Genomic DNA, 11,669 nt, shown 5'->3' with positions numbered 1-11,669 from the left:
ACCCATGCCGGGCGCACATGATGGACACCCTCTGGGATAGAGGGTGTTTTTCAAAAAGGCTGTTTTGGTTAACTTTCCTGCTTTTTAAATATTTTTTGGTTGGTTGATCGGAGTGTGAAGTAATAAATTTCTTCTTTGAACTCCATTATCTTTAGTACTCTTCTAATAAATGCTCCTCTATTAACTCTAGGTTTCTTTTATTTTCTGCATAGCGGATAATGTGTTCTTTTATATTTGGATATAGGACAATATTTTTCAGATCGGATAACGGTACCCATTTTACATCCGTTTGATTTACATCCGGGTTGGCAGGCATCATAGGAATTGAGCCTTCTCTTAGCTTACATTCAAACATAAGCCCCAGTGAATGGATCTCGCCATATTTATTGTCATTTAAGTGAGGAGCATACTCATACACAAACGCTAACGGGCCAACTTCCACATCAATAGATGCCTCTTCCTTCGCTTCTCTTTTTACAGCATCAAGTAAGGATTCATTTGGTTCTACCCCTCCAGCCGGCAAATTATAATGAACACCTTTTTCATCATCAAATTCGATTAAGAGAATTCTATTATTTTTTATAATTACCGCACCAGCTCTAACTCTAATAGGATATGCCACTACCGTTCATCCACCTTTTAAAATAAATATAGTAACCTGAAACGATGTGATAAGATCAACATCTAGATAAGATAGATAAATCTATGACCTTCGGCTTTTTATTATAAAAGCTGCTGGCAGAGCCTTTGCTTTTTCATATGAGTACCATCTGTTCTCATGCATTCGTAAATCCTTCTCTGACAGTCGGATATCCTCCACTACCTTTTCAATTTTAAAACCGTTTTCGATCAATAAATTGATATATGTACTTAGTTTATATTGCTGCATGATGGCAGGCTGGCTCCAAGCTTCATGCAGGTAGGACCCTTCATCATGATAGGATTTATCCATCAGCAGCACACCATCTTTAGCATTAACCCGGTTATACATGGGGTGCTCCCAGCTGAAAATAAACACCCCCCCTTTTTTCAGATACTGATGGATATTTTTTATCGTCTTATCCAGATCAGTCGTCCACCCTATGGCATATATGGAAAAAATAATATCGAAATAATCGGCAGGTATTCCGGGGTTTTTTTCCATAGGCGATTCAAATAACTTTACAGGTGAAGCCGTGTTTTCCAAGAGTGCCTTGGCGGCTGAAATTTGGGTTGTAGACAAATCCAGTCCCCAAAGTTCCCCGGCACCTCGCTGATCCAAATATTTCAGGGAATGCCCGCTTCCACAGCCTATCTCCAACATTTTTAACTGACGAACATCACCAAACAATTTCAGCTCATTTTCAGTTGGCGCAAGCGGGCCGTATTCCGGCAAAGGATTACGCCCATAAAACCGTTCCGCAGCCTCCTCCCAGCTTCGTTTGTTCACCCTAAGTGATTCAGTATTCATCTAATAACCCCTTTTACCGTAAAATGTAACACTTCTTCTTCTCCCCAAACCTCTCCAGTTGGGAGAAAACCAAAGCTTTTATAAAGATCTCGTGCATGATGATTATCTTTATGGACCGTTAACCGGATTTCCTCGCATATTGGAAATTGATTTATTATCCAGGTGATCATTTCGGTTAACGCTGCCCGGCCATAACCGTTCAGCTGGAATTTTTCATCTATAAAGAATCCGTTTATCCAATACATATTAACTGTACCCGCTTCGTAAGCGTGCATAATAAAACCAACCATTCGATCATGATCATAGATAGAAAATGGAATATACTCGACTTTGTCCCCATCTGGTTTGATATACACTTTTGCCAGCGATACCGCTGCCGAAGGAACGAAATGACGCTGCGATTCCTTCACCTTTAAATTAATTGCTTCTTCCCAGTTGTCTCTTGTGACAGGTTTTAATTGAATATTCATTAGAGGGCCCCCTTAACTGTACTGCTCACCCTTTTTCCTAAGCCAGCTGCCGTTTAATCACCCTGATTTGCCCGCGGTGGCTGATCCCATCCTCCATAACGTGATACCAAAACCAATAGTTGTTGAAAGGAACTCCATTTGGCCATTTTCCTTCTTCAAATAGCCAGCTGTCTTGCTTTGTTTTAAGCAGTATTAAAGTTTTCTTTCTGATGCTGGCCAGTTCATTTATGTAGTATCCAAGAGGTTCATTCTTAATCCTTGCTCTTGCTTTCTCACCAAGTTCCATAGCTGCATCCCACCTCAGGAGCTCCGCCTCGTTCAGATCTCTATTTTCAAACGTGATGACTTGATGGACGTATTCAATGAAAGCCATATGCATTAATAGTGAACCTATCGAGTTGCTGGTTTCTTCAGGAAGATAATCCAGTTCAGACTTAGTCAAGCATGCAATATCCTGTAAGGTCACTGCCCTCGCATGTTCCAGCATTGATACAAGTTCCCCCATTTTTTCATCAAAACCTTCAGTAGATCTTATTCGATAATCAATCATAATTCCGCCTCCTATCCTTCCCTATAAGGTTACCAATATAGAAAAATAGAAAAAGACTGATATTAATTGTATAATAATGGTATAATTTAAGTGACTTGAAAAAGCTGCTTTGTAAATGAAAGCAGCTTTTTGTTGTATTAGACTGCCTGCAGCAGCCTAGAATTATTTTATTTAATTGTGTCCAGGAGCTCTATGTCAAGATCATTAAGATTATTCCATTTATGATGAATCTCTAAATGCCATGTGCCTTTAAGCCTGCAGTATCCTTTTTCTTCTATCCATCCGTGCAATTTGCTGTAAGAATTCCCAATTTCATGGTTTGATCCGTTATGCCTTATAACTGCATATTTTTGCGAAGGGATTTCCAGTGAGGTCATCCCGGATGGGACTTCTTCTATCTCCTTCACCTCAACACAAATCCAATAGCCGTCTTCAACCTGTGACCTTTCCTCCACAAAAAAGGCACCTACTAGCTGGTGAGGATTCAATACGTGCTTAATCTCACCGCTTCGTTCATTTAATAATGTGATAGCTTTTGGAATTTCCTTTATATAATGATCCCCCGGGCAAAGCACCCGAAGTCCTATCAGTTTCATTTCTCCCAGCTCTTTAATTTCCGCATGGACCAAAGTGTGTTCAGACATTTATGCCTCCTATTTAAGCGACCGGCAGCGCAAGTTCTCGAAACTGCTGTACTGCTTTTTCAATGTCAGCATCATACCCAAGTTCTGATACCGTTTCACCGATCCGCACAATTGCTTTTTCAAGCATTTCTTCCGTTGTGTTCCCCATATGGCCGATGCGGAATGCTTTTCCTGCTAGATGCGCCAGTGCTCCGGCAACGATCACACCTTTTTTAGCCAAGGCCGCCCGGAATTCTGCATCGTTCATTCCTTCAGGATAAAGAATGCAGCTAAGAGTGGCTGCTGCTGCATTTTCATCAGCAATCGCCTTCATACCATACACGGCAAGCGCTGCACGAACCGCTTTTCCGTATGCATCATGCCGCTTGTAGCGATTCACCATTCCTTCCTCCAAAACCAATCTCATTCCTTCATCATAACCATAAATAAGGTTGACAGGCGGAGTAGCAAAATATTTCTGTGGGTCATGCATAATCGGAATCCAGTTGTAAATATCACAATAATAGGCCGGAACTCTTTCGATTTGTTCCCGTGCAGCCAGTGCAGTTAGATTAAATGCAACGATGGCTAAACCTGGCGGAACACCGATCGCTTTCTGTGAACCTGTTAATACGACATCGATTTTTCCGTCTCCATAAGTCTTGCTCATATCCTCTTCCATCGCGGCAGTCGCACAGACTCCATCCAAAATAACAAGGGCGCCATGCTTCTTAATGATAGGAACAAGCACATCCAAATCAGCCGCGACACCAGTCGACGTATCCGCATGAGTGATTGTCACTGCTTTGTAAGATTGACTTGCAAGCTTCTCCTCCACTAATACAGGGTCCACCTGCTTGCCCCATTGGGATTGAATCACGTCTGCCTCAATTCCGAATGCTTTTGCTAGATTAATAAAGCGATCTCCGAAAAATCCCTGGCTGATGATTAAAAGCTTTTCCCCTGCTGCAACCGTATTGACAAGAGCCATCTCCATTGCAATCGTCCCGGACCCAGAAATCACAAAAACCTCGCCATCCGTCTTCAGCATCTCTCTTGTCTTCTCAATCGCACTTTTATAAATAGCCGCAAACCTCGGATCGGTATGTCCCCTTGTTTCCTGTGCCATCGCATCATAAATCGAATCCACAACCGGTGTCGGCCCAGGAATAAGCAGCATCTCTTCATTCCGCATGATTCATCCCCCTTTTCTGATAGTAGCTTTATAACTATCTAAATGTTTCGACATTTTTATTGAAAAACCTCTTTTACTTTTGAGGTTCTCGGATTATTAACTGCTATTTTATCTATATAAAAATACAATATTGATTATATGATTGACCTCCATCACCAGGGCACGCAGGAAGACTACTACGGGAAGTTAACCTCGGGAGCCATTCTTACTCCTCAAAGCCCGAATGTGGATCCAGAAGTTTTTCTTAATTCTAAGAAACTCGCAGCCTTACTCTATGAGGACGTTCACGCCGCAGGCTGGTCATTTATTCTAAAATTTGATGAACCGACAACAAACCCTGCAGTAGCTTCCAATGCCATGGCACTCCAATACGACATTGCTGTCATGCTATTCGAAATGCGCGGAATGGCTGACCACTCCTATGAACCATCGTACTTGGCCAAAAATCGAACGGCTACCTGATTAAGCAGGCCTTCAACGCAATGGATGTCACCGCCAATGCAATTGCGGACGTATCTATTCAAACGCTGACCCTGCTGTCTATGACAACCTTCCGGAACAGCATTATAGCTACTAATCTTAGTGCCTCCCTTTTTGGGAGGTATTTTCATTTGGAAAAACTAGAGTATAGGTCCTATTTTTATTTGCTCCGGTGTGGGGGAGGTTTAGTGATTTTAGTAATCTGGTGGCTGAAAGTGATGATTCGATATTTAGAAATTCCCTCAGTTGCTGATTTGTTATAGTAGGGCCCATAAAAAGTCTATAATCTGTTAAAGCTGCTATGTGTGCATTCTTATTTTTGTTATTACATGAAGCACATTGCCAGGTGCGCTTTACTTTGGTTATAGGCAAGTGGCCGCATTTTGGACATAACACACCCTTCAGCAATTCGGATTCATGTATATGAAACCTTGTCAAAATGGATAAATCTCCTTCAATGTTTTGTTTCAAAACTAAACGGATTATTTTTTTGAGGAGTTTATCAGGAATTTCATTTGTTGTATCTTTTTCAAATTGATTTATTTTAACTGGAAGGGTGTCACGGTGAACGACTTTTTGGCTGAGGTTAATATGAGGTGGAATAACCTTAATGCCAGTACGAGGGTTACTAATTACAACAAGGGAGAAGACAGGGAAATCAAAAGGAAGTTTGTTTTCAGATAACCAGTTTTTCAACTGATTTGCCTGCCTTTTGACTTGTATTAACGGACAGGGAAATACTTGCTCCTCACCGCTTTTAATTCGTATGAGCTGATTGTATACAGTATCGAACTGAAGAACTCCAGAAATATTCTTCACTTCCAAAATTAATGCAAACTTGGTATTTAGCACAAGTGTATCTATTTGAAAAAATCTTGATTGAACGGGTAAGCGAATATCATGAAAAATATAATAATTCTTACCACCTATAAAATCCAAAGGAAAGTCGATAGAGGACTCACCTTTAAAACCTGCATTCCTTTTACTGAGTTCTTCCTTAATTAGCGGGATTTTAGAATGACCAGGGGGCAATCTACGAAGAAGTGCTTCCAACTTTAACACAAAAAGGGGAATTTTACGCTCTTTAATAATCATAACACCACTCCAATATGTATTTTTTGAGTGAATTCGACATTTTTATCTGGATTCCTCTAATAAAAGCATTCATTTTACTAAATATTAATTGAATTTTATGAGAAAGAATCATTTGTCTGCATATAAAATAATTTCTCTGCGTATAAAAAATTTTGTCTGCGTATAGCTAACATTTCTCTGCGTATAAAATTTTTTCTCTGCACATAAATAAATTGACCATATAAACAGTAATACACCGGCAGAATTTGAATAAAAAAAGACAGGGACCCCGCGATCCCCGTCTTCTCTCAATCTCAATTATGAAAGTTAGTGCCATCAGTTGTCGCTTCAATAATCCCAGCACGAACCACGAAGTCGCCGAAATGCTCGCCGTCCTGGCGTTCTCGAGCATAGCGCGGCAGGATAACGCGCAGCTCGTTCAATATATCTTCTTCCCCTATGTTTTCCCGGTACATTTTGCTCAATCGGCTGCCGTCAAAGGCTGCACCCAGATACATATTGTACTTTCCAACTGCTTTTCCGATGAAGCCGATTTCGCCCAGTGCGTGGCGGGCACAGCCGTTCGGGCAGCCGGTCATCCGTATGGTGATTTCTTCATTTCGCAAGCCTGCTTCGCCTACGATTTCTTCAATTTTATCAATCAAAACTGGAAGATAACGTTCCGCTTCAGCCATTGCCAGTCCGCAAGTCGGCAATGCCACACATGCCATCGATCCGCGGCGCAGCGCACTATACTGGCTGCCGTCTGTCAGGCCATACTGTTCAATGAGCGCTTCAATTTTCTTCTTATCTCCTGTAGCAACATTACCGATGATCAAATTCTGATTCGCAGTTAATCGGAAGTCACCTTTATGAACCTTTGCTATTTCCCGTAAAGCCGTTTTGAGCCTATATCCATCAAAGTCGGCAACCCGGCCGCCTTCTATGAACATGGTAAAATGCCATTTTCCGCGGACACCTTTCACCCAGCCATAGCGGTCTCCATTGGAATCAAACTGAAACGGACGCGCTTCATCCAAGCTCCATCCCAAGCGATTCTCTAACTCTTCTTTAACTGTCTCTAAACCTAGTCGATCCACCGTATACTTAAAGCGAGCATTTTTCCGGACAGAGCGGTTTCCATAATCCCGCTGAATGGTAATAACCTTTTCCGCGACATCATAAATCTTATCCGGTGTAACAAAACCGATAACTTTGGAAAGCTGCGGATAGGTTTCTTTATCGCCATGAGAGAAGCCCATGCCGCCTCCGATCGCAACGTTAAAACCTGCTAACCTGCCATTTTCCACGATAGAAATGAATCCAAGATCCTGTGAAAATACATCAATATCATTGGAAGGAGGCACCGCAATTCCGATCTTGAACTTACGAGGCAAATAGAGCGCGCCGTACATCGGCTCAACTTCTTCCACCTCAGGCGAACCGGCAACTTTTTCTTCGTCCAGCCAGATTTCATGATAGGCCCTCGTACGAGGCAGCAAATCATCACTTAGCATTTTCGCTAATTCATAGACTTCCGAATGTATTTCCGAAATATCAGGATTTGAGATACACATAACGTTTCGGTTGACATCCCCGCACGCAGCAATAGTATCCAGCATTGTAGCATGGATTTCCTGAATGGTCTTTTTCATATTCCATTTTAATATTCCATGCATTTGGAAGGTTTGGCGCGTTGTCAGCTTTAAAGTTCCATTTCCATATTTATCAGCCAATTCATCCACCACAAGCCATTGGTCCGGTGTTGCTACTCCTCCTGGCAAACGCAGACGCAGCATGAACTGGTATGCCGGTTCCAGCTTTTGCTTTTGACGTTCATTTCTTAAATCACGGTCATCCTGCAGGTAACTGCCGTGGTGCTTCATTAAGCGGTTATCGTCGTCCGGAATTCCGGCACTAATCCGGTCCTGCATCACTTCTGCCAATGTTCCGCGCAAATAATTGCTTCGATCCTTAATGCCCTCAACGTCACTCGGAGGGCCATCCGGTGCTTTTAATTTAGGGTTCACCATGCTGAAAAACTCCTTTCATTCCAAATCAATATACGTCGCGCTGATAGCGTTTATTCTGCTGCAATTCAGCAAGATAAGCTGCAGCCTGATCACGGTTCATATTTCCTTCTTTTGCAATAATGTCAATGAGAGTACTATGGACATCATGCGCCATGTGCTTCTCATCTCCGCAGATATAGACAGCTGCCCCTTCTTCCAGCCATTGGAATAATTCCTTGCTGTTCTCCTGCATACGGTGCTGCACATAAACTTTTTCTTCGCCATCGCGGGAAAAAGCAACATCCATCTTCGTCAGTACCCCATCCTTAAGCCACTTTTGCCATTCTGTCTGATAAAGGAAATCTGTTACGTAATGCTGATCACCAAAGAACATCCATGATTTTCCTTCTGCACCTGTTTCTTCACGCTCCTGCATAAACGAGCGGAACGGTGCAACTCCAGTGCCAGGTCCAACCATGATAATTGGGGTCTCAGGATTTTCCGGCAGTTTAAAATTCTCATTGTGCTGAATAAATACAGGCAAAGAATCCCCTGGCTGCAGTCGCTCGGCACATAAAATCGAGCAGACACCTTTTCTTTCGCGTCCATGAGCGTCATAACGTACTGCCCCAATTGTCAAATGCACTTCTTCCGGGTTTGCCTCAAGGCTGCTTGAAATGGAATAAAGGCGTGCAGGCATTCTTCGTAAAATAGAGACAAAATCCTGCGCCGATCCATTCCACGGTTTAAAATCACGTATTAGGTCCAATAAATCCCTGCCATCAAGATAGGCTTTTAATTGATCACTCTGTGAAACAAGATGCTGTAAATCTTCATTGCCTGAAAGCTTTGCTGCCTTTTCCACAAGCGGCTTTGTCAGAACTGTAATCTCAAAATGAGAGTGCAGCGCTTCCTTCAATGTTACAACCTCATCCTTTACCTTCACCGCTTCCTCAGGATCCCAATTCATTTCTTTTAAAAGCAAATCAACCAATTCCGGGTCGTTTTCCGGAAAAACACCTAAGCTGTCCCCAGGCTGATACGTTAATCCGGAGCCTTCAAGCGACAATTCAAGGTGACGGGTTTCTTTATTGGATCCACGTCCGTTAAGATTTATACTTTCCAGCACTTCGGCCCTGAACGGATTAGACCTGGAATATACAGATTCGGCGGCCGGAGCTTGGGCAGCAGGTGCAGTTCCTGATGAATTTACGCTGCTTTGCCCTTCACTTAGTTCGGCAAGTACAGCTTCCACCCACTCCGCAGCTGGTTCATCAAAATCAAGATCACAATCTTTGCGGGGAGCAATCCGTGTCCCGCCAAGCTCCTCCAGACGCTTATCAAAATCTTTCCCTGTCTGGCAAAAGAACTCATAAGAGCTATCCCCAAGCGCCAATACAGAGAAACGCAAGTCCTCTAGCTTCGGCGCTCGTCTGCCATGGATAAACTCATGGAAAGTTAATGCATTATCTGGAGGATCTCCTTCCCCATGGGTACTAGCTACAATCAAAAGGTTCTTTACTTTTTTTAAGTTATTTGGCTTAAAATCACTCATGGAGGATACAGTTACTTTAAAGCCATGACCTTCCAGTGTTTTACCAGCCTTTTTTGCAAGGCTTTGCGCATTCCCTGTTTGAGATCCAAATAAAATGGTCACTTCTTTGGAGATTGCCGAACCGGAAGCCACGGCATGCAATTCCTCTACTGCCGGTGCAGCCTGTGCTGATGATGACTGTACTGCTGCAAGATAGCCGCTCAGCCATAAAGATTGAGTTTCTGTCAAAGTCGGCAGCAAGCGATTAAGGAGCTCTGTCTGCTCCTGATTAAACGGACTGTTTATTACCTGAAGTTGCAATGTAATCCACCTCACAAACCAGCTAATATGGCTGATTTTTATTGTTTTTCTTTAAAATTCCTCTTTTCCTATCAAAAAAGTCGGCTTTAAACTTAAAAAATATATATCTATTACTTTACCGAATGATTTAACATTAGTAAAATAAATATTAATTATCACACTTATTAATAAAACTAATGACAAAGCGGTGATTTTTTGTATTATGATGCCTTAAAAACCTTCGTAACCCTGGCGGAAGTAAAAAACTTTACCAAAACGGCTGAGCTTCTTCTTATGTCACAGCCGAGCGTCAGCCTGCATATTAAAAACCTTGAGAAAGAGTTCCAGACCAAGCTGTTCCACCGTTCACCTAAATTTCTTAAAATTACCCCAAGCGGTGAAATATTATATGACCGGGCCAAGCAGATGATTACCATTTATGAGCAGACGCGGCAGGATATTTTAGAGCAGCAAAACACCATTAAAGGCGAACTGAAAATTGGAGCCAGTTTTACAATAGGAGAATATATTTTGCCTCCTTTGCTGCTTGATTTACAGAAAAACTACCCTGAGCTTGAACTCCAAGTAACAATTGGAAATACGGAGGAAATAATCCAGTCAACCCGGTCCCATTACGTTGATATTGGGTTAATTGAAGGACAGACGAATGAAAAGGAGCTTGCAGTTATCCCTTTTATGCAAGATGAATTATTCATTGTTTCTTCAAATGAGCATCCTTTGGTCCATAAAAAGGAAGCAGCCATTACAGATCTTCAAAACGAGGCATGGATTATGAGGGAAACTGGCTCTGGCACACGCGAATACTTTAACCATTTTATCCGTTCAAACGGATTAAAAGTAAAATCCCTTCTTACTATCAGCAGCAACCAGGGGATTAAAGAAACACTTATTAATGGAATGGGTATCAGCATCCTGTCAGGCAGTGTAGTTAAAAGAGATGTTTACCAAAAAAACCTTTCCATTATCAAAATTAAAAACCAGGAATTTAAACGAACTCTTTCATATGTTCTTTCCCCGATCATGCAGGAGAAAAAGAATGTTAGCATTTTTGTAGAAGCACTCAGCAAAAAGTGGCCGGACAAAATCCAGAAAAAATAACGCCTTTGCTTGCTGCTTTGTGACATCAAGCACAGACAGCTTCCTCATCCTTCACTTACACTAAAAACAAGAAAGGATGGTGCACCTGTTATGATCTCAATCGATGACAAAGCATTTAAATGGTTTGAAAATGAATTTCAGTCAGCAAAACCATTTTCTATCCGGCTTTACCCGCAATATGCTGGTTTTGGTGAAAAAAACAAAGGCTATAGTCTCGCATTCTCATTGGAAGACCCCACCATTTGCTGCGAAAAGCAAGAACGGGATGGAATCACTTTTTACGTAGAATCCAATGATAAATGGTTCTTTGATTAAACAAATATAGAAATAAAATATAATGATGCAATAAAAGAAATTTTCACCGTATATAAAGAACTGCAGTAATTTAAATCGCTTGGAGACCATCCAAGCGTTTCTTTATCTAAACACCATTCAAAACAAAATGGATGAGCACTTTTTCACACTTGTCCCCTCTTTTTCATATACATATTGTAACGAAATGTATAAAATCTGCCCATTTTATTCAAAATAAGGAAAAAATGGCTGAGGTGAAAAAGATGGGATTATTGAATGCCTTTAATGAATGGCGTGAGATGAGATATCAAAATCATGTCAACCGCATGAAAGAAGAAAATAAGTGCCCGGACTGTTATGGCAGAGGCTTTTCTCTATATCCAGGCAATGAGTTCGCTTATCACGCAAACCAATTTGATTGCCCTGGCTGTAACGGAACAGGACTTTATTCCGAATGGAATAGTCTTTCTTAGATTAAGGCTTTGTTGTGCTTACTGTTTATTTAGGGCTTCTGCAGAATGGATGCGGAAATCAACACCAAAAAATAAAGGCTCAACGTCAAATGTTG

At 41.6% G+C, this 11,669-nt stretch carries 13 protein-coding genes; 4 read left to right on the top strand and 9 right to left on the bottom strand.

Annotated features, from left to right (window positions below; translation table 11 throughout):
* Window positions 1-151: 151 nt before the first annotated feature.
* From J7I93_RS24360 to J7I93_RS24335, 6 genes are all read right to left on the bottom strand, one after another.
* A complete protein-coding gene (locus J7I93_RS24360; protein WP_214729423.1) occupies window positions 152-622 on the bottom strand; it encodes an NUDIX domain-containing protein in 471 nt (156 codons plus the stop codon).
* An 81-nt stretch (window positions 623-703) separates the two neighbouring features.
* Complete coding sequence (locus tag J7I93_RS24355; RefSeq protein ID WP_214729421.1) at window positions 704-1,450, bottom strand: class I SAM-dependent methyltransferase; 747 nt, start codon at window positions 1,448-1,450, stop codon at window positions 704-706.
* Window positions 1,447-1,920, bottom strand: a complete 474-nt coding sequence (locus J7I93_RS24350; RefSeq protein WP_214729419.1) for a GNAT family N-acetyltransferase — start codon at window positions 1,918-1,920, stop codon at window positions 1,447-1,449. The genes J7I93_RS24355 and J7I93_RS24350 overlap by 4 nt, the downstream gene beginning before the upstream one ends.
* A gap of 37 nt (window positions 1,921-1,957) precedes the next feature.
* Window positions 1,958-2,470 carry a DinB family protein gene (locus tag J7I93_RS24345; protein WP_214729417.1) on the bottom strand — a complete coding sequence of 171 codons (513 nt, stop codon included), beginning with the start codon at window positions 2,468-2,470 and terminating at the stop codon, window positions 1,958-1,960.
* A 167-nt stretch (window positions 2,471-2,637) separates the two neighbouring features.
* A complete protein-coding gene (locus tag J7I93_RS24340; RefSeq protein WP_214729415.1) occupies window positions 2,638-3,114 on the bottom strand; it encodes a GyrI-like domain-containing protein in 477 nt (158 codons plus the stop codon).
* Window positions 3,115-3,127: 13 nt separating this feature from the next.
* Window positions 3,128-4,288, bottom strand: a complete 1,161-nt coding sequence (locus J7I93_RS24335) for a pyridoxal-phosphate-dependent aminotransferase family protein (protein WP_214729413.1) — start codon at window positions 4,286-4,288, stop codon at window positions 3,128-3,130.
* A gap of 138 nt (window positions 4,289-4,426) precedes the next feature.
* On the opposite strand from J7I93_RS24335, the gene J7I93_RS24330 reads away from it, so the two are divergent.
* Window positions 4,427-4,750 carry a M14 family metallopeptidase gene (locus J7I93_RS24330; protein ID WP_214729411.1) on the top strand — a complete coding sequence of 108 codons (324 nt, stop codon included), beginning with the start codon at window positions 4,427-4,429 and terminating at the stop codon, window positions 4,748-4,750.
* Window positions 4,751-4,867: 117 nt separating this feature from the next.
* On the opposite strand, the gene J7I93_RS24325 is transcribed toward J7I93_RS24330, so the two are convergent.
* The 3 genes from J7I93_RS24325 to J7I93_RS24315 form a co-directional block, all read right to left on the bottom strand.
* Entirely contained in the window at window positions 4,868-5,863 is a 996-nt protein-coding gene (locus J7I93_RS24325) for a nuclease-related domain-containing protein (protein ID WP_214729409.1), read from the bottom strand.
* Between the two features lie 293 nt (window positions 5,864-6,156).
* On the bottom strand, window positions 6,157-7,875 hold the full coding sequence (gene cysI, locus J7I93_RS24320) for an assimilatory sulfite reductase (NADPH) hemoprotein subunit (protein WP_214729407.1): 1,719 nt from the start codon (window positions 7,873-7,875) through the stop codon (window positions 6,157-6,159).
* A gap of 25 nt (window positions 7,876-7,900) precedes the next feature.
* Window positions 7,901-9,709 carry an assimilatory sulfite reductase (NADPH) flavoprotein subunit gene (locus J7I93_RS24315; RefSeq protein ID WP_214729405.1) on the bottom strand — a complete coding sequence of 603 codons (1,809 nt, stop codon included), beginning with the start codon at window positions 9,707-9,709 and terminating at the stop codon, window positions 7,901-7,903.
* 195 nt (window positions 9,710-9,904) lie between these two features.
* Between J7I93_RS24315 and J7I93_RS24310 the strand changes: the two genes are divergently transcribed.
* The 3 genes from J7I93_RS24310 (at window position 9,905) to J7I93_RS24300 (ending at window position 11,574) form a co-directional block, all read left to right on the top strand.
* Window positions 9,905-10,807 (top strand): LysR family transcriptional regulator, encoded by a 903-nt coding sequence (locus J7I93_RS24310; RefSeq protein ID WP_214729403.1) that lies wholly within the window; start codon window positions 9,905-9,907, stop codon window positions 10,805-10,807.
* Window positions 10,808-10,897: 90 nt separating this feature from the next.
* Window positions 10,898-11,122, top strand: a complete 225-nt coding sequence (locus J7I93_RS24305) for a hypothetical protein (RefSeq protein WP_214729401.1) — start codon at window positions 10,898-10,900, stop codon at window positions 11,120-11,122.
* A 242-nt stretch (window positions 11,123-11,364) separates the two neighbouring features.
* The gene (locus J7I93_RS24300; RefSeq protein ID WP_214729399.1) at window positions 11,365-11,574 is read left to right on the top strand and encodes a methionine aminopeptidase; all 210 of its coding nucleotides are present in this window, start codon (window positions 11,365-11,367) and stop codon (window positions 11,572-11,574) included.
* The last annotated feature ends 95 nt before the right edge of the window (window positions 11,575-11,669 follow it).

This window comes from Bacillus sp. ISL-47 (assembly GCF_018613175.1).
Lineage (GTDB): Bacteria > Bacillota > Bacilli > Bacillales > Cytobacillaceae > Cytobacillus.
Note: the sequence above shows the minus strand (reverse complement) of the source record. Positions and strands in the feature narration are given on the sequence as shown.

Excerpts from the sequence above, each read along its gene's own strand:
- J7I93_RS24350 (WP_214729419.1), bottom strand. The coding sequence starts at position 1,920 with ATGAATATTCAATTAAAACCTGTCACAAGAGACAACTGGGAAGAAGCA.
- J7I93_RS24345 (WP_214729417.1), bottom strand. The coding sequence starts at position 2,470 with ATGATTGATTATCGAATAAGATCTACTGAAGGTTTTGATGAAAAAATG.
- cysI (WP_214729407.1), bottom strand. The coding sequence starts at position 7,875 with ATGGTGAACCCTAAATTAAAAGCACCGGATGGCCCTCCGAGTGACGTT.
- J7I93_RS24305 (WP_214729401.1), top strand. The coding sequence starts at position 10,898 with ATGATCTCAATCGATGACAAAGCATTTAAATGGTTTGAAAATGAATTT.
- J7I93_RS24355 (WP_214729421.1), bottom strand. The coding sequence starts at position 1,450 with ATGAATACTGAATCACTTAGGGTGAACAAACGAAGCTGGGAGGAGGCT.
- J7I93_RS24335 (WP_214729413.1), bottom strand. The coding sequence starts at position 4,288 with ATGCGGAATGAAGAGATGCTGCTTATTCCTGGGCCGACACCGGTTGTG.
- J7I93_RS24340 (WP_214729415.1), bottom strand. The coding sequence starts at position 3,114 with ATGTCTGAACACACTTTGGTCCATGCGGAAATTAAAGAGCTGGGAGAA.
- J7I93_RS24325 (WP_214729409.1), bottom strand. The coding sequence starts at position 5,863 with ATGATTATTAAAGAGCGTAAAATTCCCCTTTTTGTGTTAAAGTTGGAA.
- J7I93_RS24330 (WP_214729411.1), top strand. The coding sequence starts at position 4,427 with ATGATTGACCTCCATCACCAGGGCACGCAGGAAGACTACTACGGGAAG.
- J7I93_RS24300 (WP_214729399.1), top strand. The coding sequence starts at position 11,365 with ATGGGATTATTGAATGCCTTTAATGAATGGCGTGAGATGAGATATCAA.